Here is a 25494-nt window from a genome sequence, read left to right on the forward strand (position 1 = left end):
TTCAACTGGCGTTCCATGGGGGGAGGTTGTGGCGTTGCCGTTATTCGGGAAGCTCGCCCGGATCGTGTTGAACTTACCCGAGCCGCGCTCGCGCGAGAGACAGGTGGATCGCAGCGCGAAGTTATCCAGCCCCGTTGAGGGGCAACCACCGTCGGCAGTTGGCTCGCCGAATCCATGGGTGGAGGCGGCGCGGCGATTACAGGCGCACGAGAGGGCTGTGGCCTCGGGGCCGTCGTCGCGCACTGCAGTTTCGTGGGCCGTGCCCGCAGAGGAGAAGTCCAGCACCAGATTTGCCCGGCGGTTCGGGCGTGGGGTGATATGGGTGCTGATCGGTCTGGCAGTGGTTACCGGAGTCCGGACCTGGATCGCACCGCCCCCCTCCGGCTCTCCAGCGCCAGCCCCGGCAAAGACGCCTCCGGCCTACCCCGTAGACCAGGCGCAGGCGGTGGCCGCGCGATGGGCACGCGCCTATCTGACGTGGGACGAGTCCCGCGCCGCGGATCGGGCGAGGGCATTGGCTGCGGATATGCCAAGCGGTACGGATGCTGCGCTCGGGTGGGACGGGCACGGCCGCCAGGAGGTCCTCGCTGTTCAGGCCGGCGTGGTGACCGTCACCACTCGGGACCAGGCCCGGGTACGCGTCGAGGCCCTCCTGCGCGGCGGGAGCGAAGACGACAAGAAGAAGGACCCGAAGGCCGTCACGTCCGATCACTGGGTCGGCCTCGACGTCCCGGTGGTGGCCATCCGGGGCCGGATCGTGGTGACCGGCCAGCCGGGCATCGTGGGCATCCTCGCCACCGCCCCCGGCCTGCCGGATCTGCCCGCCGCGGAGGCCGACCAGGACTTCACCGCCGCCACCCAGGGCACCGTGGAGAAGTTCTTCCGGGCCTACGCGGCCGGTGAGACCGACACGGTCACCGCCCCTGGAAAAACGATTCCTCCTCTGCCTGCCGGTATGGCTCTCAAGAGCGTGTCGTCGTGGAGCGCCGATCAAGGCAGCGGAGATCACCGCACCGGCACCGCCCGCATTACGTGGGAGACCGCGGGCGGGGTGGTGGAGCAGACGTATCGGGTGGAGCTCACCCGTGTATCGAGCGCTGACGCACAGCGCTGGCAGGTATCCGACGTGCACGGCGGCACGGCCTGACACCGCAGGGAGGGAAAGCCATGGAACTGATAACGCTGGCTGCACCACTGGTCACCGGTGAAGGCCTGAAGAAGTGGGTCCTGGTGGTCGCCGGAAACCTGTTCATCGCCGTGCTGGCCGCGCGCATGGTGGGCTCGTTCATGAAGAAGGACTGGGGAGGCATGATCACCATGTGTGCCGCCGCGGTCCTGGTCGTCGGATTCGTCTGGTTCCCCGATGCCACCGTCGAGCTGCTGAAGAGCATCTGGCAGAAAGTCATAGGTTCCTGATGCGCACCGGGACCACCTACACCCGCCACTTCGACCTCGACACCCGCCAGCACGAACTCCTCGGCATCGACCTCGGCGAGGGCGCCCCGCGCCGGGCACTGCTGATCGGCGCAGTGCTCTTCGGGGTGTGGAGCGGCGGCATGATCCTTGTCTTCGGACTGCCGGGTATCTATTCCTTCACTCTCTATTTCCTGCCGCCTCTGCTTACGACCTGGGTGGGGATGCAGCGCTCCCGGCGCTTCGACCGGCGCCTGAACATCACCCAATGGGCCATCGTCCTGCGCTATCTCACCCTCGGGCACCGGCCGATCATCTGCGGCGGCCGCCGCGCCGCAGCCCGCAGCGAATGGATCCCCCGCCGCGCCCGCTGGGGCACCCGGGCCGAGGCAGCGTCGGATGCGACCGGCGGCCGCTCCGAGCTCCTCTTCGGCACGGGGCGCGGCCGGTCCGAGGTCCTGGCCGGCGCCCCGCTGGAGCTGGATGCGCGGCCGCGGCTGTACGGCCCGGACGAGCTGTTCAAGGCACGCAAGAAGGGAGATACGGCATGAAGCTCGCGCAGCGTCTTGGCACGTTTTTCGGCATGGGCGGGGACCGCTCGGCACGCCCGCCGCAGTACGTGGCCATTGCCGACGGCCTGATCGTCACCGATACCCACGCCGAGGCGTGGTTTGTGCTGGACTCCTCGAACACAGACCTGATGTCGGAGGCCGCGCGGGATGCCGAGCAGGACCAGGCCGCCAGCGCGCTGGCCCGTACCCTGGCCGGCTACGAATGCCACCTCCGCGTTCTCTGGGCCCCGCTGCACGCCGAGGAGTACCAGGAGGAAGCCGAGACCCTCTTCACCGCCGGGCACTTTCGTGAGTGGGCGGCGCTCAAGGTGCAGCGCCTCGACAGCCTTGCCCTGCCCGCCCGGCACCTGATGCTCGGCGTACGCATCACCGAGCGCACCGGCCAGGCGAAGGCCGCCGGTCGCACCGCGCAGGACACCCTCGGCATCGGGTCGACGTCGATCTCGCGGCGCGAACTGGGGCGCCTGGATGCGATGGTGCGCCGGATGGCTCGGCGCTTGGAGCCGACGCCGTGGCGGGCGCAGCCGGCGACGGTGGACATGCTGTCGTGGATGATCGCCCGCGAACAGCGCCGCGAGACCCCGCTGCCCGCACCCACTACGGCGGGGATCACGGGGGCGAAGCTTGCCCAGCTCACGCGCGGCCGGATCCTCCCTTACCCCGATCACCTCCGGATCCTCGATGTCGACGGGCAGCCCACGGCCTGGGTCTCGGTCCTGGTGATGTCGGGTTTCCCGGAGCAGATGGACACACCAGGGGTGGGGGAGTGGCTGCGGGTGGTCTCGGAGATCACCTACATGCCCGAGCTCGCCGACGACCTCGACCAGGACGTCGACGACGACACTCCCTTCGAGCTCCCGGTCAGCCCCGAGCCGTCCGTCCGCTTCAAGGTGCTGCCGAAGAAGGACGCCCTCAAGCGCGTCGAGGACGCCCGCCGCTTGGCGAAGGAGCAGCGCCAGTCCGCGGCCAAGCACTCCGCCGAGGAAGCCGGCCGGGATGTTGAGGAGACCGAGGACGCAATGGCGGAGCTCGCGCGGGAGATGAAGCGCGAGGACGTCACCCTCGTCGAGGACCACCCCCGCCTCATCGTCACCAGCACCGCCTCCCTGGAAGACCTACGCGCCCGCATCGACGCCGTCGTCACGCACTACGGCGGTTTCGGCATTGAGGTCGCGGTGGCGGAGGAGGAGCAGCGGGAGCTGTGGCTGGAAGCCCAGCCCGGCGACCGTCTCCGCGTCGCCGACCTCGGCCACATACGCGAAGTCGCCGCTCTCGCCGGATCCTGGTGGTGGGGCGGCGCGAAGGTCGGCGACGACGAAGGCCCCATCGCCGGCTACCTCACCGGCTCCACCCCCGGCATCTTCCGCAACGACATCACCGCCGGCTCCGAACGCGGCGACGCCACCACCACCGCCTTCATCGGCCGCTCCGGCCGCGGCAAGACGACATCGATGATGCTGTCACTGCTCGATGCCGCCTTCCGAGGCGCGTTCGTCCTTGCGCTGGACTTCAAGGGTGACTTGGGCGGCGTGGTGGCAGCCGGCCGGCGGTACGGGCTCAACGCTCATCTGGTGGAGACCGGAACGAAGTTCGCCGGCGTCGCTGACCTTTTCCACCTCCTCACCGCGGACGGCGCCGAGCGGGCACAGATCGAAGTCCCGGCTCAGCTGGGCATTGCCGTACCCCCGCACCTGCGGGCCCGCGGCGCCGAGACCCCCATCCAACAGGCCACCAACGCGGTGATCGCCGAGGGCGACCCGGCGACATGGAAGGTGGTCGAGAAGCTTCGCGCGAGCACGGACGATGAGCTCGCCCGTGAGACCGGCGAAGCCCTCTACGAGCTTTCCTTGACCGGGATTGGCGCGCCGTTCATGGGACGGCCGACGGGTGCGGTCCCGCTGCAGCCAGACCCGGGTATCTGGGTCATGCAGATCCCCGGCCTGACCCTGCCGGGCGTGGACGACTCCCGCGAGGACTGGGGTGTCAGTCAGCGTCTGTCCGTGGCGCTCATGCACTCGCTCCTCGCCTACGGCATCACCACCGCCGGCCGCAAGGACCTGCGCGGTCTGCGGAAGGTTGTTGCGGTCCCTGAGGTGCACGTCCTGACCGCCACGCGCGAGGGCTCCTCGTTCCTGAACTACATCGCCCGCGTCGGCCGCGCCTTGTCCACCGCGCTGGTCATCGACACCCAGGACCCGGACTCCCTCGCCCAGCTCACCGGCGTGGTTGAGCAGCTCACCACGGTGGTCGGTTTCCAGCTGACGACCGAATCCCAGCAGGACGCCCTCGCCCAGCTCCTGGGCCTGCCCGCCGGACGGCACGCCCGCGCCCTGATCCATGCCGTCGGCGTGGAGCGCGACGGGGAGATCCGCCACGGGCACTCGATCATTCGGGACCGGCGGTTCTCCGCGGCCACCGTGCAGTGGGACGTGCCCTCGATGGAGCTCCTGGAACTGCTGAGCACCACCCCCCGCCCCGACGATGCGGCCGGGCCGAGCCTGGCCAAGGAAGAGGTATCCGCGTGAAGAGCAGGAAGAAGACAACGGGAGCCTTCGCGCTCGCGGCGGTGACCGCCCTTCTGGCCGTGGGCTGCTCGGGAGAGCACTCGGACGAGAAGCCGGACATGGCGGACGGTCCGGCGGCCGCGGTGACCAAAGCGGCGCTCACGTACCAGAACGCGCTCAATGCCCGGCAATGGCGGCGGGTCTGTGAGCTTCGCGCCCCCTCACTGAGGGAGGGCAGCGTCGAGGAGTGCACGAAGAAGGAGGAAGCCTACGATGCGCCGCCGCCGACTCACGCCACCCCGTCTCCGTCGGGCACCCCGGAACCGGAGCACGCTCCCACAGGACCGGTGAAGGTCGAGGTGACGGGCGAGGTACCGGCGATTGGCGAGCACCCTGCGGGCCAGGGTGTGATCCTGTCCTACAACTACCTCCACCCCAAGGAGACCGAGCTGTCGCGGTGGGCGCTGCGCCTGGTGCAGCAGGACGGGCAATGGCTGGTGGAGCAGGTCGAGGACGCGCTGCGGGGTGAGGTGACGCCCGAGTTCATGCGAGCCACGCTGTCGAAGGAGATGCGCAGGTGAGCGCGTGGTTGTCGCTGCGGTACCGGCTGCCGCGCCTGAGAACCCTTGTTATCCCGCTGCTGGGCGCCTACACCACGCTCGTGGTACTGGCCGGTGCCGCTCATGCGGAGGACATCGATCCGGCCGGGATCGGTGCCCTTCTTCCATCGCCGGACAAGAGTGTCGGTAAGGGCGAGGGCACGATGTACGAGACGTGGACGAACCCGCTGATGTGGCACCTCGACACCGACTACGGGTCCTTCGACGTCCTCGATCCTGCCGCCGAAATCATTCCTCAGATCTGCATGGCACTGACCGCTGCTGTGGGTGCAGCCGTCGCGGTTCTGATCCAGTGGCTGTTCCAGACGATCACGATCCCGGAGCTGGAGAAACCGCTGACGGCCGCGATCAGCGGCGCGTCGAAGGGCCTGACGGCCACGCTACTGCCCGCGGCTCTCGCGGTCGGCGGGCTCATCGCCTTCATGAAGCACAAGGGCGCCCGCGGCTCGGCCCTGAACCAGATCGCCTGGGTGTTCACCTCCGGCCTCCTAGCTGTGTCGCTGCTGGTGAGCCCAGGGACGTGGGTGAGCACGGTGGACACCGGACGGCAACTCGGCGCGAACATCGCGATGAACGCCACCGCGAACGGCCTCGGCGAGGGCAACCAGGACTTCCCGTTCGACATGGGCCACAAGCCGAAGTACGGCAGCGATGAGAAGAAGACCACGATCCGCAAGGCCACCGACGCGTTCTGGCGCTCCTACGTGGCCGGCCCATGGTGCGTGGCGCAGTTCGGGAGCCTGGAGGCGTGCGAGAAGCATGGCAAGGCGATCCTCGACGAGGGCATTAGCAAGGACAAACGGTCGAAATACATCAAGAAAAAGGTGACTGGGATCGGACCGGATTCCCGGGGATGGGCGCAGGGTCACAACCCGATCGGTCAGACCATGGTCGTCGTCCCCGCCCTGATCTCCGTGATCGTCTTCGGCGCCGTGGTCGTGATGTTGGCCTTCACTTCCCTCGCCTCCCTGCTCGGCGCATTGATGCTGCTGGTCGCCGGCGTGCTGTTTGCCTGCATGTGGGTGATCCCCGGCAGGCCCCGGCAGTGGGGCATCCGCTGGTTCGATCAGCTCGTCGGCTTCACGCTGCAGTCGTGCATCGCGACCCTCGTTCTGGGCTGCACGCTGATCGTCAACACCACGGTCACCAGCCTGATCCCCACCATCGGGTGGCTGCCCTCGGCCGGCCTGAGCATCGCGGCCGCCCTCGTCGCCCTGCGCTTCCGCAGGCTCCTGGACTCGATCGTCGGGATCAGCGGTGGCATGGGCGCCGGCGGCGCGATTATGGGCCTGCTGGCAGCCAAGGGTGCTTCGAAGGCTGCCCGGTTCATTGGCCGCCGCTTCAAGCGTCGCCGGCGCCGTCCCGTTCGTGACCGGAGCGGCGGCAGCAGCACCGACGATGGGATCGGCACCCCGGATGAGCCGTCCCCTCGGCGTCCTGGTGGCGGAACGGGCCCTTTGCGGTCCGGGGTCCCGCGTCGCCCGGTGCCTCCGCCTCTGCCGTCGGACCGTATCCGGAGGCCGTTGCCGCCGGAGCAGCCGGAGCAGCCGGAGCAGTCGGGCACGACCGTGGCGTTGACGAGTGATCCGGAGCCGGCGCTGTCAGTGACGATCAGCCGGACCCGCAACGTGGCTGGTAAACCGGCGACCGTCACGTCTGCATCTGTCCATGTGCCCCTTGATACCAGCCCCCGGCGGTCCCGCCCGGAATTGCCTTCAGGCAACGCGGAATCAGAGGACACCTCCGGTGCGGCGCTCGGAACGGCCGGGCAGCGGAGCGTGCCGCAGCTCACCGCCAGCGACAAGGACACCCCTGCCCCGCCGCCCGTACACACCCCGAGCCTGGTACCGCCGGGACGTCCCTCGCCGCTGCTGCGACCGGAGGTTGATGATGTGGCTCCGCAGTTTGCGTTCCGGTCCCCGCCCCGGCCGGGTGACCCCACCCCGAAGATCATTCAGCACAAGGTGATCAAGAGCGTCACCCACCGCCCGCCGCGCCGCCCGGCTACCCCAGCCCGGCCTGCTGGTCATACGCGTCCGGCGCCGAAGGTGACCCGCAAGGGAGCCGCCCGGTGACCGAGAACGGCAATGACCGCCAGGAGCGGAAGCCCAGCAGTGCCCAGGAGTGGCGGGACCTGCTGAAAGCCCGTTACGACTACCCCGAGGAGGCGAAGGAGGGCACGCGTCGGCAGCGACGCCGCGCTCGTAAGGCCTACCGGCGGCGTGACCGCGAGCGCAGGCAGGAGTGGATACGCGAGGAGAGACGGAAGGAGCCGGTCACCGCGGGCGGCGCCCTGCTCCTGGTGGTGCTGCTCCTGCTCGTCGGCCTCGGGGTGAAAGGGTGGTCCGGCAGCAGCGACACCAGCACCGGCGCGGCGGCCTCCAGCCGGCCGGCCCCGTCGCACTCCGCCCTGCAGAGCACCCCATCGGCCATGCCCTCGACGGCACCCGCCGCGTCCAAGCCCTCATCACCACCACCGTCGCCGCCGGCCTCGCTGTCCGAGAATTCGACCCCTGATGTCCGTCAGGCGGAGTCGGTGGTGGACCAGTGGGTACGCCAGTACCTCACCCGTAACCCGCCCGTGGATGAAACCCACGAGGGCCCGGTGCGCCGGGCGGCGCCGTGGGCTTCGTCCGCGCTGACTGACAACCTGCTGCACCACACGGACCCCGCGTGGGACATCCTGGTCAGCCGTGGCGGCATCGCGACCGTCACCGACGTCAAAATCACCCCGGCCGGCGGGGGACTGCCGCCGGATAATCCGCTGCGGGTGTGGCGCACCGCCGCGGCCGAGATCAAGGTGCACGGTTACACCGACTACACCGAGACCCGCACCCTGCGCACTGAGGTGATGCTCAGCGGCGACAGGACGTGGCAGATCACCCGCGTCCTGGGGTTATAGATGGAGGCCCAGGACGTCATCCGGCTGGCCGCGGGCGCGGCCGGCCGGGGACTGATACTCAAGCTCGCCGCAGTCGCCGGGGCGCTGTTCCTGCCGTTCATCTTCTTCATGAGCATCATCGGGATGCTCGGCGGCAGCGCCAGCGCCCGGGACAACGGCTGCGGCGAGCGAGGCAACCCGGGATCGGGCCCCGACGTCGACCGCAGCGGCAACAACATCGGCGCCGGGGACCCGTCGGGGAATCTGCGGCAGAAACAGACCGAGAACGCCGAGATCATCGACCGGGTGGCGAAGAACAACGGCCTGCCCGGCCGCGCCACCCTCATCGCCCTGATGACGGCCCTGCAGGAGTCCCAGCTCCTCAATCTCGATCACGGCGACCGGGACTCGGTCGGTGTCTTCCAGCAGCGCCCGTCCACGGGGTGGGGCACCAAGGAACAGATCATGAACGTCGGGTACGCCGCGAAGATGTTCTTCTTCGGCGGTGACAAGGGCGACCCGCCCGGCCTGACCGACATCAAGGGCTGGGAAACCATGGGCTACGCCCAAGCAGCCCAGGCCGTGCAGCGCTCTGCCGACGGCAGCCTCTACGCCGTCCACGAGGACACCGCCCGGCAGATCGCCCAGGGCGCCAAGATCGACCTCGACCGTGCCGGCACCTCGACCGGGAACGGGCAGCCGTCCGGACCGCCCTCGGGCCGCCCGGACAACGCCGAGAACTGCTACGCCGACTCCTCGAAGCCGGGGAAGCCGGGGAAGGCGTTCCACGACGGTGCCGCCAACTGGCCCGGCAACGTGAAGAACCCCCGCTCCACTGCGGAGGCCATCGCCTGGGCCCGGCGCGAGTCCGAGACGGGCGGCCAGAACTGGTACGCGATGTGCCTGGCTTTTGTTGCCCGCGCCTACGGCTGGAACTTCTCCGGCACCCCGTACGCCATCCAGCACTACCGCGAGATGCCCGCCGGCATGAAACACGACAAGGACCGCAACCCGCCCCCTGGTGCGCTGATGTTCTGGGACACCGGCAAGGTCGCCGGCCACGTCGCCGTCTACCTCGGCAACGGGATGATCGCCAGCAACGACATCAAACGCTCCGGATACATCGACGTCGTCCCCGCGACCGAGATCGAGGCCAAGTGGCGTGCGACGTACGAGGGCTGGGCGCCGCCCTACTTCCCCAACGGCGGATGACCGAGAAAGCAGAGCATCATGTCCGTCCCCGAACCCGGCCACGTACCGGCCCGACCGGTCTACACGATCACCGTCTCCTCCACCGGCCACGCCACCCTCGACGGCGAACCGGTCCAGGCCGTGCCCGGCCAGGAGCCGCGCGTGGCCGCCCTGGCCGAGGTCCGCGTCAAGGCGGCCCTGCACGGCCAGCCCGTACGCGTGACTGCCAAGGAACCCGACGGCACTGTCTGGCCCCTGATCGTCGACACCGACGGCACCGTCACCACCCTCGACCACCCCCACCCCGCCCCACCGCGCGAGCAGCCCGTCCCGGCCCCGGGCACGGCCGTCTCCGACTGGCAGCAGCCGCTCCCCGCGCACCATCAGCCGCTGTTCGAGCACCTCACCGCCGCCGACCGCGCGGGCGACCTCGTCGCGGCCATCGTTACCGCGGCCACCCTCGAAACCGCCCTGGAGCGCGAGTTCGGGCCCCACCACCCGCACACCATCAACATCGTCACCCTGCGCGCCTGGCTCACCCTGCGCCAGCAACCCTACGACCACGAGACGGCCCAGCTCCTCCTCCACACCGCCACCCGCCGTCACGAAGCCCGCGCCCTGCCATACGAGGAAACCGCCCGCTGCGTCCGTAACGCGCACGCCGTATGGCGGAAGACCGCCCGGACCGATCCCTCCAGGGGTAGGGCGGCGAGCACCGAGCTCCTGCAGTTGCTTGAACGCCTCGGCGAGCGCGACCGGGCACGCGATGTACGCGCCTGCTGCGAGGCCGTCGTGCCACAGGGCGGCGCACCGTGACCGCAGCGCGCCACACGGCACACCAGAAGGAAGGGCTGCCGGGGCGTGATCCGTCATGGCGTCCGGCAGGCCTGCTCTTCTCCACAGGCAAGCATCCGCCTGCCGTCGTGAAGCCATCTCTGTCCACCGGCCGTTCGCCGGACGGTCTGCTGACCACTCCGGACAACCGGGCGAAAACATCGAAAGGCGCAAATATGTCGCGAGGCGATTTCAACGATCAGATAGAGGAGGTAGCCGGAAACCTGGGCCTGGGCGTGGGCCGCCTGCTGTCAGGCCGTGACATGGACGGTATCCGCCGCACGGACGCCACCTTCTTCAAGCCCGGCCGCCGGATCCTGCCGGAGACGGAGGGACCAGTGCCGCGACGGTCATTCCGGGCGGGCTGGCAGCGCCTGGCCGTCCGCTTGTCCATACTGGGCGCAGCCGGCGGTGCCGGGTACGGCTACTGGCAGGAGCCCCAGGCGACTCTGCAAGCCCTCCAGTACGGCGGCCCCGGCGTGGGCGGCGTGGCGGCCGCCGGGGGAATCGCGTACGCCGTTCTCAGCCGGGAGCGGCGGGAGCTCATGCGCGAGTGGGTCGAACCCCTGCACCTCGCGCTCGCCGCCCCGCTGGGCATCCCGGAGCAGACCGACCCCCGCACCTACCTTCACGTGCCACTGCGCTTCTCCGACGACGACGCCGAGATCCGCATCGACCTGCCCGTGAACCTGCGGTTCAACGAGGAGCTCGTGGCATCACTGATCATGAAGAAGCTCGCCCTGGAAGGCGTCTCCTTCTCCTGGCGCCCCGCGGGCAAGGAACCATATGTGCTGGTGAAGAAGACGCACCGGCCGCCCGAGAGGCTGTTCTTCCGCGACCCGCAGGTACGCGAGCTCCTCGCCCGCATGCCGGAGCCGGCCCCGCTGATCGGCCTGGGCAGCTCCGGCAAGCGGGTCTCCGTCGACCTCGACGCCGAATCCCCGCACGTCCTGGTCTCCGCGGGCACCGGCGGCGGCAAGTCGGTGATCCTGCGCACGATCGCCGCTCAGCTGATCCGCAACGGCGCCCAGGCCTTCGTCCTGGACTACAAGCGCATCTCCCACCCCTGGGCGCGCGGCGTCCCCGGGGTGACGTACTGCCGCGACATCGCAGAAATCCACGACGCCCTGATCGAACTCGGCGTCGAGGGCCGACGCCGCATGCTCCTGGCCGAGCAACTCGGCGAGGACGCCGACCCGGCCGCCGTAGGGCCACGGCTGGCGATCCTCCTCGAAGAGGTCAACGCCACCATGAAACAGCTGGCCCGCTACTGGGAGAAGACCCGGCAGTCAGGTGACCCGAAGGTCTCCCCGGCTATCGACGCCCTTGCCGAGATTCTCTTCATGGGCCGCCAGGTCCGCCTCCACGTCCTGCTCGTCGCCCAGTCCGCCACCGCCCGCGCCCTCGGCGGACCCGAGATGCGCGAGAACTTCTACACCCGCATTCTCGCCCGCTACAGCCAGAACGCCTGGCGCATGCTCGCCCCCGAAATCACTCCTGCCCCCAAGAGCACCACCCACATCGGCCGCACCCAGGTCGTCCTCGGCGGCACCGCCCACGAGACCCAGGTCCTCTTCATGACCCACGCCGAGGCCCGCGCCTGGGCCATGAACACAGCCAACGCCGGCCCAGTGACACTGAAGAAGACCCCACCCACCGAATCCGCACCCCCCAAGAACCCGGCTGCTCACGTGGCCGACTCAGCTCCGGCCTTGCCCACCGGAACCGCCCCCGCTGTGGTACTCACCCAGACTCCGTCCGAACCATCGACCGCACCGGAGAAGCCGGCCGACGAACTGCTCGGGCTGCGCCAAGCCCAGCTGAAGCATCTGCCCAGCATCACGCTCACAACCCTGAGGTGGGCACGGGCCAACGACCCCGACTTCCCCAAGTCGGCAGGAAAGAAGGGAACGGAGTTGCTCTACCGGGCCTCGGACCTCAAGCGGTGGGCCCGTAACCGGCCTCGCGCGACAGAGGGTCCGGATGGTGTGTCCTGACCTTGGGCGGCTGGGAGGCTATTGCCTCCTTGCTGCTGTGCGAGGGCGGTCGCGCGGCCCATGCGCCACGCCGGGCTGGCGGTAGGGGCTTTGCTGTGCCCGGGGAGGCAGTGCAGCAGGGCGAGGGTGGCTGGCGCCGCCCGGGTCAGTCCTTCGAGCAAGTCGAGCTGCGGGCCGGCCAGGAGCTGGTCTGAGCGGCGCGAGTGAATGCACCGATTCGGAGGACCGCCCGGTGCGAGGGTGCCTCGATTCTCCTGCGCTCCTAAACGGCCATTGGCGTACGTCTTCGGCGATTAGCGCTTTTGAACTAGTTCAGTTCACTGCCGCTCCTGGTGGCACTGGCCAGTCGGCGGCCAGGTCGAGCAGGTACTGCAGGGCCTGGGTGATGTCGTCGGCGGTTCGGTCAGGTGGCGGCAGGGAGGCTGGCCATGAGCGTCCGCGTCGGATCCAGAGGGTCCGCAGCCCGGCGAGTTGGCCACCGATGACGTCCGCCTCGGGGGAATCCCCGCAGAACCAGCCGGCGGCCAGGCCGGTTCCGCAGCGCTCGGCGGCCAGGGCGAAGATGCGGGGATCCGGCTTCCGGATGCCTGCCTCTTCCGAGATGATCCAGCCGTCGAGGTGCTGCGTGAGCCCGGAGTGTTCCAGGACGGCCGTCTGCGTGCGGGTCAGGCCGTTGGTGACGACACCGACCCGCCATCCGCATGCGCGGAGTCGCGCAAGCTGATCGAGGACGTGCTGGGAGCAGCAGAGGAAGAGCGGGTACCGCTGCTGGTACTCGTCGTGCAGGGCGTCGGGGTTCTCATCGAGGGCGAAGTGTTCCCGGACCTCGGCGAAGAACTGATCTTTGGGCTTGAAGCCGTCGGCGTCGGCTTCGACGAGCCAGTCGACGGCGCCCGGGCCGAGTCCTCGGCTTCGGGTAAATTCCTCCGCCCAGTGCCGCAGGCCGTGAACGCGATCAATCAGGGTTCCGTCGAGGTCGAAGAGCGCCAAGGGCGGCGACGGGTCGGGGCCGGATGGGTGGGCGGCTTGCTGTCCCCTCGGTGCACGCACGAAGGGGACAGTAGCGGCTGGGCCGGTCGGGATGGGGCAGATCGTGAAGGTGCTGGCCCTGTGCCTTACCTGCTCCAGGGTAGGAGGCCAAGGAAGTACGCACGGGCGCCGGCGGTGGGAGTCGGCGCCATGCGGCGATGTGGATGCCCGCTGCGGCGGTCCACACGGTGAGCTGATCAGGCAACGGTTGGAGGGTGATGTATCCGACCAGGAGGGTACCGACGTTGGTGGGGCTGTTCCAGCGGACAGGTCGACGGGCTCGGCTTTCAGGCGGCGTTGGAGGTCACTGGGGGCACGCCAGCAGTCCAGAACACCAGTAGCGGCGCACTAGAGGGCCTCCAATCCGTGCAAGAAGGACGCACGGGCCCTCTCCGCCCAGGTGCAGGGCCCCAGCGCGAGGGGGCCGACCCTCGAACAGTCGACGTAAAGCTGCGGGAACGGACCGTGGATTCCGGCGAACAGTCATCCGTCTGCTCTTGCGTCGGCGAGAAGGCCAAATCTGCCTGCTACGTTGCAATTACCCGGCTAGGCTCACCAGGTGATGGATGAGGGATCTCAAGCCACGCAGCCGACTGTGTCCAGGGATGATCTATCGAGGATCGCCTCGGTGTACGGTCTGGGTGAGATCGTCGAAGCGCGATACCTGGCCGACGGATTGATGAACCGGAACTGGTGTCTGAGATCGGCGCGCGGCAGTTTCGCGCTCAAGGAGATCGTTGACATTCGCCTTCGCTGACTCGTCGGAACCTGAGCGTCGTGGCGGAATTGTCCGCCCAGGGCGTCCCTGCTTGCTCTGTTGAGGAGGCCAGCACAGGGGAACTGGTGGTCGAGTCCGGAGGGCGCAGCTACGCCCTTTTCTCCTGGATGCAGGGGTCGCATATTCGGGGGATTGAGCTTGCCCTGCAGCGGGCCGCTGATCTCGGTTGCCTGCTGGGATGTATCCACTTGCGGCTGAACGACCCTGGGGTGTCGATGGTGCCCGGCGAGCCGGACAGTGTGCGGGCGTCGGTTTTCGCACCAGAACATGGCGTCTACACGGTGCTCCGAGTCCGCTGGCACGAGCCCGTCTGGGTGATTCGCCGAGATGTTCTCGCGGACCTGCACCAAGGGCCCGGCAGCGACGCGCACACCGGTTTCCTCAAATACTTCACGCTCCTCGCAGGGGAGCAGTGTCGCGCCCGGCTCCTGCCCTCCGCCCGGAAGCCAGTACGTGTCGGGCTGAGGCCAGTCGCCGCGCACGAAGAGGACATGACCGCCGCGGACGACGAGGCCGCTCGTGGCGTTTCTGATCAATGGAGGAGGGGCCCAGTGACCGGGGGCGGTGCAGGTCCCAGGGCAGGTTGTCCGACTTCGCCGAGGTCAGGTTCGATGGTGCCCGCCAGATGCCGGGTGAAGACCTGGTCGGCGTCAGGGGTGAGCCAGCGGAGTGCGACCATGCCTGTGGTGATCATGTCGCACCCCTCGGCCTGAACGTCGTCCCGAGTGTGGGAAAAGCCCTTGCGCGGCTTCTGGCCCATCGCGCCGATCACGGCCTGAGCGGCTTCGCCGGCCTCCTCGCTGATCTTGAGGATCTGGAGGATGCGCCGCTGCTCGGCTGGCAGCGTGCTGTGACCGTCCAGGCAGGCGATCAGTCAGACGCCGGACTAGCTCCCACTCCACGACATGGCTTCTACGGTGTGCTGGTGGTGGTCTGCGGGCGCCGGAAACTCCTTGAGCGGGCCGCCGGACTGCCTCGGCCGAAGAGCACGCCGTGCTCCTGGCCCGGCCGAGGCTAGCCAGGGCGACGCTGATGCGGGCGAGATCGAGCAGGGATCACCCGTCCGACTTAATCCCTTGAGGCTGGGGCATGCCGTCCGCGGTGTGTGTGATGGCAAGCAGGTGAGCGGTGACGGCGAGGAGGTCTTGCTGTCCGTCCGCAAGCCGGGCCGCCGCAAGAGCGGAAGCGAATTCCGCCGAATCGATCGCTATGCGAATATTGGCTCTTTTCTCGATGGTCTTGAGGATCCAATAGCCGGGCCCCTCAGTGCCGTGCAGAGCGGCAGTGTGGAGGCCGGCGGTGGTGAGCTCGTCACGAAAGTCGGCGGCGGTGTGGAAGTAGGACGTGGTGAAGCCCAGGCCAGGCCGGTCGTAGACACCACCGTGCATGGTGCTGGCGATCACGCCGTGAACGTCGGAGTTCGCGAGGGTGTGCTTGACCGCCTGGTCGAGGAAGTGCGAGTAGCGGTTCATCGCAGCTACAGCTACAAGGGCGCCTGGGCGCGCTGCGCGGGCGGCTTCGTTCAGGGCCCTGATCCGTTCGGCTCGCTCAGTGAGGTGGTAGAGGGGGCCGAGGAGAAGTACCGCGTCGTAAGTGTGGTCCGGGGTGTCGAGGTGGCGTGCGTCGCCGAAGGAGGCTTCGATTCCGCGAGCTCGCGCCTGGTCGATGTGCTTGGGGACGGGGTCGACGAGGTGGACGGTATAGCCGTCGTCCATGAGCCACCGGGCGTGGGCGCCGGGCCCGCCGCCGACGTCGAGGATGGCGGCGGGCGGCGGGGGTAGCCAGGGGCGCAGGAGTTCTTGGATACGGACGAATTCGAGCATGCTCGCCGCGGAGGCGGTGTCGGCGGCGAAGCGGTCTGCTTCCTCGTAGCCGTGGGCGTAGTAGTTGATGATCTCAGGCCTGATGGTGGTGGTGCTGTCTTCGGGCAACAGGGGCTCCTCTCGCTCCGAGACGGTCAGAAAGATCAGAAGATGGGCGGCCTGCCCGCGGCGGTGAGCCGGGCGACCGTGCGCCAGCTCATCGGCGATCGCGTACCGGGGTCCTCGTGGAGTCCCTCTCGGAAGCCGGCGAGCGAGGCGCGCAGGGCGTTGCGGTCGCGGAAGCGCCACAGTGTGATCAGGGTCCAGGTGGTGAGGTTGAGGGGGATCAAGGGTGCGGGGAGGTTGCGGCGGGCGAGCCACACGCGGTTGCGGGCGTTGAGCCGGTAGAACCGTTCGTGGCGTGCCGGGTTGGTCGCCGGGTGGTGGACGAGGATGTCGGGCGCGTAGAGGCCGGTGTGGCCGTGGTTCCACAGTCGCCAGGCGAGGTCGATGCCCTCGTGGAAGAGGAAGAAGTGCCCGGGCCACCGGCCGCTGAGCTCGAAGGCGGTGCGGCGGACCATCACGACTCCTTCGGCCATGACGGTCACGGTGCCTGGCCGGGTGGCGTCGCCGGCGCGCAGCCGGGGAACCCAGCGGCGCAGGGTGACGCCCGTGTCGGGGTCGGCGATGCGGGGCTGTACGTAGGCCAGGTGCGGGTCGCGCTCCAGCTCGGCGGCAAGGCAGGCCAAGGCGTCGGTGGTGGGGAGAAAGGCGTCGTTGTCGAAGAAGAAGACGTAGTCCCCCTTGACGTTCTCGGCGCCGATGTTGCGGCCTTCGGGGATGCCCACGTTCTCCGGCAGCGCGACGGCCCGTACGCCGTCCGGTACCTGGGCGGGCTCGCATCCGTTTCCGACCACGACGACGTCGAGGTCCACACCGTCCTGGGCGAGGAGCGAGGCCATGGCCCGGGGAAACTCGGTTGGCCGGTCGTTCATTGTCAGGACGACGGCGCCGATCGCGGGGCGCGGTGCTCCGGTGCTCACGGGCTGGCCCTTCTGCTGGTGCGGATTATGGTCGCGGGACGGGGGGCATGCCGTCGTCGCGTCATCTGGTGGATGCCTCACCGTAATGCACTCGGCCCGCCACTCGTGGTGATCTTGGTTCGGAGGCGAGGGCGGTGAGGCTGGCCTGGGCGGCGGCGATCAGGCTGGCACGAATGGCTGGCGAGTCCTGGCGGGGGCGGCGGTCGAGGAGGGAGTCGGCGACGACAAAGAGCGCCGCTGCGCTGACGCCGCGGTGTTCGGCGACGGCGAAGACGCCTGCGGCTTCCATGTCGACGGTGAGGATCCCGTCAGAGCTGTACGTCGAGACTTCGCCGTGGGTCTCGCGGTACGGCGCGTCGGTGCTCCATCCGGGCCCCTGCCGCACGGTGAGTCCGGACGCCCGAAGGATTTGCACGAGGTGATCGGTCAGCACGCTGGACGGGTGGGCGTACCGGGATGGGGCGAGGTAGTGGTGAGAGAGCCCTTCGTCGCGCAGCGCCCGCGTGCACGCGACCACGTCTCCGGCGCGCAGGTCCGGCTGGAGCGACCCCGCCGTGCCGACGGTGATGATGCGGGTGGTGCCGAGGCTGATGAGCTGTTCGAGGACCAGGGCTGCGGCGGGGGCTCCGAGGCCGAAGCCTCCGCAGATGCCGACCCGCCAGCCGTCGTGCTCGATGAACCACAGGTCTCCGCGGACCCAACCGCTCAGGGGTCTGGCCTGGCACGTGGAGAGTACGTCGCGCAGAAGCGATCGCTGATACAGCAGGATCACGCCGCCGAGGTGGTCGAGGGTGGCGTCCGGTTCCCGGGTGCGCACGTGCGCTGCGTGCTCGCTGGGATCAGTGGCCGCGGGCAGGGCGTGCTTGTCCGGGAATAGCGGAAAGGAAGCGATCACTGGACGGCCTCGCGCTTGGCGAGGGCTCGGGCGAGGGCTTGTTCGGCCTCGGCGCTGACGTGGTTGAGGATCTGCCACGGCAGGATCCGGTCATCCATGTGCCGCAGGTGCAGGTCGTAGTCGAGGCCGCGCTTGGCCAGCGCCTCGACGAGGTCGTTTTTGCCGAGGGACGCCAGGTCGGTGCCGGCGTCGTAGAGGTCCTCTAGGACGTGGCCGATGCGGCGGTCGCCGCGGGAGCAGACGACTTCGAGGTGCATGCGGCTGGTGGGGAACTGCTCCACCCTGTAGTGCGCCTGGTATTCCTCGTCTCCGACGAGGCTGCGCAGCTGGTCGCCGACCTGGTCGCCGTAGTCCCGGACCAGGTCGGGATCGGCCATGCGAAGGCGCTGGGTGGGGGTGCCGGGCTTGGGCATGAACTGATGGAGCTTGACGATGACGTTCGCGTCCCGTGCACCGAGCCGTTGCCGGACATCGCGGGCGTAGGTGGCGATGGCCATCCGGTCCTCGGGCCGTTCGCCGGGCGCGCCGATGATGAAGTAGAGCATGACCGTGTTGATGTTGCCGTTCTCTCGGCACAGGTCGAGGGCGCGGTCGACGCGTTCCTTCTTCTGCGTCTTGCCGTACAGGGCGACGAGGTCGGGTGATGCCCACTCGGGAGCGACGGTGATGACGCCGCGTGTCTGGGACAGGTGCAGCTCGGTGAACAGGTGCCCGAAGTCGCCGAGCCTGGTGACGGCGTCGAGGTAGTCGGCGTTGATCTCGTCGGCCCGTATCGAGCCGATGATCGTGGTGACCCGGCGGCCGTCGGCCTCGGCGCGATTGGCGTAGGCGAGGATGCGGTCGAGGAGCTGCTGGCGGTGCCGGTACTGGGTGAACGTCGGCGCGCTGATGATGATCTTCGGCACCTTGAGTTCTTCAAGCCGGTCGATGTAGGCCAGGAGCAGGTCGAGCGGAGCCTGCCGGAAGGGGGGCACGCCGAGGTTGCAGTAGTGGCAGCTGTGGAGGCAGCCGACGACCGGGTGGCAGCCGGCCGCAGTACCGTCAGTGATCGGGTACACGAAGTGCGCGTCGTGCAGGTCACCGACCTTCAGGTACTGGGTGTGCACCGCAGGCGGCACCTTCAGCGACCGGGGGCGGATCGCCTCGACGCCTGCGCCGGGGCTGAAGTCGCACTCGTACATGGACGGCACGTACAGCCCCGGAATGCGGGACAGCTCCTCCAGAAGGGCGCCGCCGCCCGCCTGGCAGTGGGCGTGCACGATACGGATCAGCTCGGCGAGCGAGTGTTCCGCTTCGCCGACGGCCACAACGTCGATGTAGTCGGCCAGCGGTTCCGGATCGGCGAGGCCCTGATTACCGCCAACGACGAGCGGGTCCCTGCCCGGCACCCGGTCGGCACTGCGCCGGGGAATCCCGGCGAGGTCGAGCAGGCGCAGCAGGCTGTGAAGGTCTCCTGCGTTGATCATAGAGAGGCCGACGATGTCCGCTTCGTTCACCGGCCGCGGCGACTCCATGCTGCGGTACGGCTCGCCGCCGGGAGTGTGCAGACGGTTTCCGTCGTGGATGAGGCAGTCGTACTGCAGAGCGCGCTCGGCGACGGCGGGGATGCGCGGGCTGCGGTTGATCAGGTCGTACAGGCCCATGGGGCCGTTGCACATCAGGGAGAAGGCGTGCCCGAAGGGGATGAGGAACACCATCCGCAACAGGCCGTCCGGGTCCTTCGGCTCGTAGGGGGTGGTCAGGTGGAATTCTTTGGCCAGGAGGGAGTCGATCTCCCGTGTGAGTACCGACACTGGCTTCTGCCCTTCTCGGTCAGGAGGTGCTGCGGGTCCGGGCGACGCGTGCGGTGGCGCGCGCTATGGCGCCGGTGATCTCTTCTTCCTCAGCGACGCTGATGCGCGGGTGCAGGTAGGGGCACAGCAGCCGGCCGGTGAGCTGCTCCGCCCGGGGGCAGTGCTGATCGGCGGTGCGGGCGCTGATGAGGCGGTGGAAGAGGTAGGCGGGACGGTCGCTGATGATGCTCCCGAGGCCGTACTCGGAGGCCAGGACGTTCATCAGCTCGTCGCGCCCTTCGCCGGCCCACGATTCGGGCACCAGCAGATTGTGGCGGTAGTAGACGTGCTGACGGTCGTGCAGCGTCGGCGGCAAGGTGAGTTCTTCGACGTCGGCCAGACCGCGGGTGCGCTGGTGGGCACGTGCGATGCGTGCGTCGTTCATCTCGTCCAGGCGCGCCAGTTGCACCAGGCCCACCGCGGCCTGGGCCTTGGTCATCATCTGGTTGGTACCCCAGTGCTCCGTGCCGCCGTAGGTGCGTAGCCGGCGAAGCTGCTCGGCGAGGGCCTGGTCGTCGGTGGTGATCATGCCGCCCTGGCCGAAGGTGGTCATCAGCTTCTTCGACTCGAAACTGAACATCGTCGCCCATCCCTCGGCGCCCACCCGGGCACCGGTGGGCGTGCGGCCGCCGCATGCGCGGGCCGCGTCCACGATGACGAGCGGTGCCCCGTGGATCGGGTTGGGGTTGCGCTCGGCGAGGTCGAGGAACGGGCGAAGGTCGGCCACGGCGCCGTTCCAGTGCGCGACGAGGATCGCCCGCGTCCGGCGGCTGAGCACGCGCTCTACGTCGGTGGGATCCAGGTTGAGTGTGTTCGGCTCGGGCTCGGCCAGGATGGGCTTGCCGCCCTGGCTGATGATCGCGAGGAGGGGGCCGACGAAGTTCACGGCGCAGGAGATCACCTCGTCGCCCGGGTCGAGCCGGAGGTAGTGCAGGAGCATCTCGAGCGCGGTGCCGCCGGAGTTGAAAGCGACGGCGAACCGGCTGCCGGTGAACCCGGCGAAGGCATCCTCGAACGCCCCGACGTATCCGGCCGACTTCCAGCCCACCTGCCAGTCGTCCGACTCCGCCAGCACGGAGCGCACCGCGTTGTGTTCCGCGGTGGTGTACCAGCCTCCCTGTGCGGGTTCGACGGGCCAGCGCAGCGGAGCGTCCGTGCGCGGCACGGTGGCGCGGTCAGTAGGCATCGGCGATGCTCCGTCCCTGCCGGCGGTCCTCGAAGGCGCTGATCGTCTCGATCTTCGCGGCGGCCGACGACGTGGGGTCGAAGCGGTAGGTCAGCCATTCCCCGACGAGACGCCGTGCGAGGCCCAGGCTCACGATCCCCTGGCCCATGGCGAGGACCTGTGCGTTGTTCGACAGCACCGAGTACCGCACGGACCACGGGTCGTGGGCGGTCACCGCGCGGATGCCGGGGACCTTGTTGGCGGCGATGGCCATGCCGAGGCCGGTGTGGCAGAAGAGCAGCGCACGGTCGGCGTGGCCTTCGGCGATGAGCTGCGCGGCGGCGAACGCGATCTCCGGGTAGGTGGCCCGGTCCCGGCTGTCGAGCGTGTTGATGTCGATGATGGAGGACACGAGACTGCTCGCCCGGAGATCGTTGGTGAGCGCGGTCGCGTGGTCGCGGCCGGCCTTGTCGGATCCCACAGCGATGCGCTGGGGCTGTAACAGGTGTCCCTCTTCGTCGCTGGTGTGGTGCTGCGGGTGCTCGTGGTGTGCACGAGAGCCGTTCATGGTTGTTACCTCTCGTCGAGCGGATGGTCGGGAAGAGCGATGGGCGCCGGCCGGGATTGTGAGGACGCCGCGTCGTGGCCAGCGAGGAGGATGGCGGCAGGCGGGATGAGGGCCCCGAGGAGCAGGGCCACCGTGGCGCGGAACGGGTGAGAGATGTCGATCTTGTCGTTCTGGCTTTCGCGGTCGCGTAAGCCGCTCATGGCCTCACGACCTCGACCGTCTCGCCGATGAGTGCCAGGGAGAGGAGGTCGCGGCAGAGGCCGGCCAGCACCTTGGCGTAGACGCAGCGCCCGACCGCAGGTCCGGGTTCCGGCACTTCCGCCAGCGTGTCTCGTACGGATGCGGCCATGAGGCGGATCTGGTCTTCCTGGCCGTACCGTGCCCAGTCCTGGATCTCGATCTCGGACAGGAGAAGCTGGATGTGGCCGCGCAGGCGCAGCAGCTGGTGATCGACGGTGGCGGCGAGCGGCAGCCTGTCAAGGGCGGCTCGTACCGTGTTCATGATGTCGTCGACATCGATGGGGTACTCGTTCTGCTTGCCCCGGGCAGCAGGTCGGCGGGCGCCTCGTGGTGGGCGAACGAAGGTTTTCAGTGCCCACATCGCACTACCACCGGCCTGGGTGCGCCAGTTCTTCATGCTGTTGTGCGCCTGTCGGTAGCGGGCACCGACGCGTGATCTGACGGGATTCTGGTTGCCGTTTCGGAGGTGCAGGGCGGGTACAGCCATGGCGGTGCCAGGAAAAGTGGGCATGGAGGCTCCTGGGCGAGCAGTGAGATGGCTGCATCGGCGGCCTGCCGTTCGGGGGTGGCAGGCCGCCGCGCACTGATCACCGGATGAGCGCGAAGTGATGCGCATCACCGCGACTCAGGAAGGATGCCGCTTGGAAAGCTGGGTGTGCAAGCAGGTCACCTCAACTGGCAAATCCCGAACCGGGGTTCTATCGACTTGTGTAACCCTGCAGAGGCACAATGCGACCTGTAAGGCTCAACGCATCACCTTTTCGCGGAAGTTCACCACCCAAGAGGGAGGACGCGAGCTCAATGCCGAACCAACGGGCCCGGCCCACGCTCCGCCGAAGGCGTCTCGGTGCTCTACTGCGTGACGCCAGAGACAGCGCCGGACAGACCCTCGAAGAAGCCGCCGGCCGCTTGGGCTGGGACCCGACCAAGCTCTCCAAGATCGAGAACGCTAAGGCTCATATCCCCGCCAAAGCGATCCCGGAGCTGATGGCAGGCTACGGCGTCACGGACGAGACGCTGATAGGAGCACTGGCAGGGCTGGCCAAGGATGCCGGCAAACGCGGCTGGTGGCAGACGTACGGAGACGTCGTCGCCGCTGAGTACAGCGACTACATCAGCCTGGAAGCCGACGCCGAAACCATGAACATCTACGCCCCGAACATCATCCCTGGCCTGCTCCAGACCGGCGCCTACGCCCGCGAGGTCATCGACGCCACCGCGATGATCCGCACGCCGGAGGAAATCGCAGCGCTGGTCGAGGTGCGCAAGGCGCGCCAGGTCGTCCTCACCCGCCCCCAGCAGCCGCTCAAGCTCTGGGCCGTCATCAACGAAAGTGCACTGCACCAGCGATTTGCTGGCCACCCCTTGCTGATGCGGGAACAGCTCAGACACCTGCTCGACGTCATGGACCTGCCGAACATCACCATCCAGGTCATGGCCCTCGACGCTGTACCTCACCCAGGCATGGCCGGTCTGTTCCACGTGGTTCACTTCCCCGGCCCATGGCCCACGATCGTGCACTTGGAGAACATCATGGGCAGCACCTTCGCTGAAGGGTCAGCCGTTACGAAGGTCTACGAGGACGCCTTCGATCGCGTCGTCGCCGCTGCACTTCCCGCGGACCTCTCCCGGGAAAGAATCAAATCGATCATGGAAGGGAATGGTAAGTGACTCATAGCAGGCACGCGCTCGACCTCTCCGCAGCCGTGTGGCGCAAGTCGTCGCACAGCGACGCGGGCAACGGCTGCGTCGAGGTCGCCGACGGATACATGGGCTACATGCCGGTCCGCGACAGTAAGGACCCGACGGGGCCAGCGATCATCTTCCCAGCCGACGCCTGGTCCGCCTTCATCACCGACATCGTGAACGAATAGCGCCTTACCTACCGTACGAACGCGCGGCTCACCTCAGGTGCGTTGGGGTGAGCCGCGCCCTTTCACCCAGACCCCGCAGCATAGACATGCGGCGGTGCGCAGCAACAGAACCCCACTACGACTCCGTGCACTGGAACCGAGGAAGACCACTCGAATCGCGGTCCCTGACGGCACCTGGGCCCACGATCAGAATGAAGTCTCCGGGGCTGACCAATTGCCGCGATCTCGTTCCGGTCTGAACGGAGCTGGTCCCGTCGGCACCATGTGAGCATGGCCACGACATGGGCCACTCCGCCCTGGCTGTGGAACGAGGCGGAAACATGGGCTGCTGCTGCCAGACCGATCACGCCGGCACGACGTCGATACGTTCCGGCTCGTGGCCGACGAGCAGCCCCCGGCTCTTCGGAAACGGTAACTGCAACGGTTCTCGCCAGCCGAGAACGGCCCCTCGGGCGGGCACATCCGCCAGACGAACAACGAACTGGGCATCACCGGGCCTCCTGAAGGAGGGGAAGGGCGTCGAAGAGGAAGTGGGCGAGCACCAGGGGAAGCAAACGCTGGGTGTAGAGGAGCCAGCGAGAGTTTGGCCAACATGCCAGGAGGGTTCATCGAGATCCCTTCACCCGCGGGCTCGATGACCCGCGCCGGACGGCCCGGGCCACGCACGGGCCATGCCGACCCGGCGCACGACAGAACACCGCCTTGTCGCGTTGCGGATCCAGTGGTGCGGGCGGTGCGATGCGTTGCGATTCCACATGCCAACGGTGCGGGGCGTTGCGCGGCGTTGCGGAGCGGCACAAGGCATCGCACCGGCGGCCGTGCGCCGCTAGTTTGAGGGGACAGGCACGCCATCTGCCCTGGAGGCGGGGAGGGGATATCGCGTGACGAGCAGCGACAGCTCAGCACCGCGCAACGCCCAGCCGGCGTACTGGAAGGCGCGCTCCGGCCGGTCCTACCGCCGTCTCTCGCAGGACATCGGACGGCCCCTCACCGCGCTTGGCCGTCCCGACCCTCCCCCGTGTCACTCGCGCATCGCCCGCTGGATCCGGGACGGTGAATGCCCCGACCCGCCCATGCCCGACGTCGTCGCACTGACCTTCACCGAACTTTGCCGTTTATCCGTGCCTTTATCCCCGGAAGATCTCGGGGTTCGACCCCTGCGGCTGCGAGTGCCTCAGCACCCACCCCACTGCGGCCCAGCACACGCGGCCCGACGAAGCAGGTGATGATCCCATGAAACGCCGGACCGCCCTCAGCCTGATCACCGGCGCTGTCCTGGTGCCCGCCCTGGCCACCGAGACGGCCAGCGCCGACACCTTCCGCGCCTTCGCCAGCCACGCGACCGCCACCGAAATCTCCCGCGACGACATCGACAGCCTCGACCTCGCCGTCCACCAGCTCGCCGCCAACTACTCCGCCCAGCCGCCGGCCCAGCTGTGGCCCACCGCCTACAACCTCCGCCGCCGCGCCTACACCTTCCTGCACCACCACCGTCACACCCTCAAGGAAGGCGTGGAACTCGCAAGGCACTGCGCCATGCTCTCGGTCATCCTGGCCTGGATCGCCCACGACCGCGGGCGGCGCGACTACGTCGCCGCCCTGTGCGAGGACGCGTGGGCCCATGCCGAACAGGCCCAGACCCCCGAAATCGGCGCTTGGGTGGAAGACGTGCGCTGCACCGACGCCCTCTACAGCGGCAATCCGCTCGACGCCCTGACAGCGGCAACCCGCGGCCTGCAGGTCGCTCCGGCGAACGGCGACGCGGCTGTCCGCCTGACCGCACAGCTCGCCCGGACCCACGCCCGTCTCGGCAACCGTGACGCCTTCGCCGAGGCGGCCGCCAAGGCCCACCACTACCGCGACCACCTACCCCTCTACGGCGGGGGACTCTTCGGCGTCGACGCAGCCCGCATCATCAGCTACGACGCCACCTCACACGGCGCCCTCGGCCAGCACGCCCTCGCCCGCAAAGCCGCAACCGAGGCCATCGGCTACTACCAGAAGAGCCCCCAGCAAGCCCCCACCCGTCTGGCCATCGCCCGCCTCGATCTGGCTCAAGCCCATGCCGCCCTCGGCGAGCCGGACGCCGCCCTGGCGGCCGCCCGCCAAGCCCTTGCCGGCGACCGCATCGTCAGCTCCATGCGAGGCCGCGCCCGCCAGCTCGACTACCACCTGCGCCGCCGCTACCCCACACTGCCGGACGCGATCGCCTTCGGCCGCGAGCTACGAGTCCTCACCTGAAACGCACAAGCGCAC

General features: G+C 68.6%; 24 protein-coding genes. 14 read left to right on the top strand and 10 right to left on the bottom strand.

Features of this window, described 5'->3' with window-relative positions; translation table 11 throughout:
• The first annotated feature begins 526 nt into the window (after positions 1-526).
• The 10 genes from ACSNOH_RS01265 to ACSNOH_RS01310 all read left to right on the top strand — a co-directional run bounded on the left by ACSNOH_RS01265 (position 527) and on the right by ACSNOH_RS01310 (position 12012).
• On the top strand, positions 527-1147 hold the full coding sequence (locus ACSNOH_RS01265) for a hypothetical protein (RefSeq protein WP_436719248.1): 621 nt from the start codon (positions 527-529) through the stop codon (positions 1145-1147).
• 20 nt (positions 1148-1167) lie between these two features.
• Entirely contained in the window at positions 1168-1416 is a 249-nt protein-coding gene (locus ACSNOH_RS01270) for a hypothetical protein (RefSeq protein ID WP_436719249.1), read from the top strand.
• On the top strand, positions 1416-1964 hold the full coding sequence (locus ACSNOH_RS01275) for a hypothetical protein (protein ID WP_436719250.1): 549 nt from the start codon (positions 1416-1418) through the stop codon (positions 1962-1964). Before ACSNOH_RS01270 ends, ACSNOH_RS01275 begins: the two co-directional genes overlap by 1 nt.
• On the top strand, positions 1961-4510 hold the full coding sequence (locus tag ACSNOH_RS01280; RefSeq protein WP_436719251.1) for an ATP-binding protein: 2550 nt from the start codon (positions 1961-1963) through the stop codon (positions 4508-4510). The genes ACSNOH_RS01275 and ACSNOH_RS01280 overlap by 4 nt, the downstream gene beginning before the upstream one ends.
• Positions 4507-5070, top strand: a complete 564-nt coding sequence (locus ACSNOH_RS01285) for a hypothetical protein (protein ID WP_436719252.1) — start codon at positions 4507-4509, stop codon at positions 5068-5070. Before ACSNOH_RS01280 ends, ACSNOH_RS01285 begins: the two co-directional genes overlap by 4 nt.
• A complete protein-coding gene (locus ACSNOH_RS01290; protein WP_436719253.1) occupies positions 5067-7184 on the top strand; it encodes a hypothetical protein in 2118 nt (705 codons plus the stop codon). Before ACSNOH_RS01285 ends, ACSNOH_RS01290 begins: the two co-directional genes overlap by 4 nt.
• A complete protein-coding gene (locus tag ACSNOH_RS01295) occupies positions 7181-8011 on the top strand; it encodes a hypothetical protein (protein ID WP_436719254.1) in 831 nt (276 codons plus the stop codon). Before ACSNOH_RS01290 ends, ACSNOH_RS01295 begins: the two co-directional genes overlap by 4 nt.
• Positions 8012-9202 (top strand): peptidase M23, encoded by a 1191-nt coding sequence (locus ACSNOH_RS01300; protein WP_436719255.1) that lies wholly within the window; start codon positions 8012-8014, stop codon positions 9200-9202.
• Positions 9203-9220: 18 nt separating this feature from the next.
• Positions 9221-9997 carry a hypothetical protein gene (locus ACSNOH_RS01305; protein WP_436719256.1) on the top strand — a complete coding sequence of 259 codons (777 nt, stop codon included), beginning with the start codon at positions 9221-9223 and terminating at the stop codon, positions 9995-9997.
• 194 nt (positions 9998-10191) lie between these two features.
• Entirely contained in the window at positions 10192-12012 is a 1821-nt protein-coding gene (locus tag ACSNOH_RS01310; RefSeq protein WP_436719257.1) for a helicase HerA domain-containing protein, read from the top strand.
• 312 nt (positions 12013-12324) lie between these two features.
• Here the strand turns inward: ACSNOH_RS01310 and ACSNOH_RS01315 are convergent, their stop codons facing one another.
• Complete coding sequence (locus tag ACSNOH_RS01315) at positions 12325-13062, bottom strand: HAD family hydrolase (protein ID WP_436719258.1); 738 nt, start codon at positions 13060-13062, stop codon at positions 12325-12327.
• Positions 13063-13617: 555 nt separating this feature from the next.
• Positions 13618-14355 carry an NUDIX domain-containing protein gene (locus ACSNOH_RS01320; protein WP_436719259.1) on the bottom strand — a complete coding sequence of 246 codons (738 nt, stop codon included), beginning with the start codon at positions 14353-14355 and terminating at the stop codon, positions 13618-13620.
• Positions 14356-14402: 47 nt separating this feature from the next.
• On the opposite strand from ACSNOH_RS01320, the gene ACSNOH_RS01325 reads away from it, so the two are divergent.
• A complete protein-coding gene (locus ACSNOH_RS01325) occupies positions 14403-14837 on the top strand; it encodes a hypothetical protein (RefSeq protein WP_436719260.1) in 435 nt (144 codons plus the stop codon).
• 37 nt (positions 14838-14874) lie between these two features.
• On the opposite strand, the gene ACSNOH_RS01330 is transcribed toward ACSNOH_RS01325, so the two are convergent.
• The 8 genes from ACSNOH_RS01330 to ACSNOH_RS01365 all read right to left on the bottom strand — a co-directional run bounded on the left by ACSNOH_RS01330 (position 14875) and on the right by ACSNOH_RS01365 (position 21761).
• The gene (locus ACSNOH_RS01330) at positions 14875-15750 is read right to left on the bottom strand and encodes a class I SAM-dependent methyltransferase (protein ID WP_436719261.1); all 876 of its coding nucleotides are present in this window, start codon (positions 15748-15750) and stop codon (positions 14875-14877) included.
• A 35-nt stretch (positions 15751-15785) separates the two neighbouring features.
• A complete protein-coding gene (locus tag ACSNOH_RS01335) occupies positions 15786-16664 on the bottom strand; it encodes a glycosyltransferase family 2 protein (RefSeq protein WP_436719262.1) in 879 nt (292 codons plus the stop codon).
• A 61-nt stretch (positions 16665-16725) separates the two neighbouring features.
• Positions 16726-17559 (bottom strand): nucleoside phosphorylase, encoded by an 834-nt coding sequence (locus ACSNOH_RS01340; protein WP_436719263.1) that lies wholly within the window; start codon positions 17557-17559, stop codon positions 16726-16728.
• Entirely contained in the window at positions 17556-19352 is a 1797-nt protein-coding gene (locus ACSNOH_RS01345; RefSeq protein WP_436719264.1) for a radical SAM protein, read from the bottom strand. Before ACSNOH_RS01345 ends, ACSNOH_RS01340 begins: the two co-directional genes overlap by 4 nt.
• Before the next feature lie 19 nt (positions 19353-19371).
• The gene (locus ACSNOH_RS01350) at positions 19372-20577 is read right to left on the bottom strand and encodes a DegT/DnrJ/EryC1/StrS family aminotransferase (RefSeq protein WP_436719265.1); all 1206 of its coding nucleotides are present in this window, start codon (positions 20575-20577) and stop codon (positions 19372-19374) included.
• A complete protein-coding gene (locus tag ACSNOH_RS01355; RefSeq protein ID WP_436719314.1) occupies positions 20567-21061 on the bottom strand; it encodes an RpiB/LacA/LacB family sugar-phosphate isomerase in 495 nt (164 codons plus the stop codon). The genes ACSNOH_RS01350 and ACSNOH_RS01355 overlap by 11 nt, the downstream gene beginning before the upstream one ends.
• Before the next feature lie 68 nt (positions 21062-21129).
• On the bottom strand, positions 21130-21324 hold the full coding sequence (locus ACSNOH_RS01360; protein WP_436719266.1) for a hypothetical protein: 195 nt from the start codon (positions 21322-21324) through the stop codon (positions 21130-21132).
• Positions 21321-21761, bottom strand: a complete 441-nt coding sequence (locus tag ACSNOH_RS01365) for a DUF6415 family natural product biosynthesis protein (protein ID WP_436719267.1) — start codon at positions 21759-21761, stop codon at positions 21321-21323. The genes ACSNOH_RS01360 and ACSNOH_RS01365 overlap by 4 nt, the downstream gene beginning before the upstream one ends.
• 404 nt (positions 21762-22165) lie before the next feature.
• Between ACSNOH_RS01365 and ACSNOH_RS01370 the strand changes: the two genes are divergently transcribed.
• The 3 genes from ACSNOH_RS01370 to ACSNOH_RS01380 all read left to right on the top strand — a co-directional run bounded on the left by ACSNOH_RS01370 (position 22166) and on the right by ACSNOH_RS01380 (position 25479).
• Positions 22166-23035: a helix-turn-helix domain-containing protein gene (locus ACSNOH_RS01370; protein ID WP_436719268.1), complete on the top strand. Its 870-nt coding sequence runs from the start codon at positions 22166-22168 to the stop codon at positions 23033-23035.
• Complete coding sequence (locus ACSNOH_RS01375) at positions 23032-23238, top strand: DUF397 domain-containing protein (protein WP_436719269.1); 207 nt, start codon at positions 23032-23034, stop codon at positions 23236-23238. Before ACSNOH_RS01370 ends, ACSNOH_RS01375 begins: the two co-directional genes overlap by 4 nt.
• Positions 23239-24471: 1233 nt before the next feature.
• A complete protein-coding gene (locus ACSNOH_RS01380; RefSeq protein ID WP_436719270.1) occupies positions 24472-25479 on the top strand; it encodes a hypothetical protein in 1008 nt (335 codons plus the stop codon).
• The last annotated feature ends 15 nt before the right edge of the window (positions 25480-25494 follow it).

Source organism: Streptomyces sp. URMC 127 (assembly GCF_051386535.1).
Taxonomy (GTDB): Bacteria; Actinomycetota; Actinomycetes; order Streptomycetales; family Streptomycetaceae; genus Streptomyces.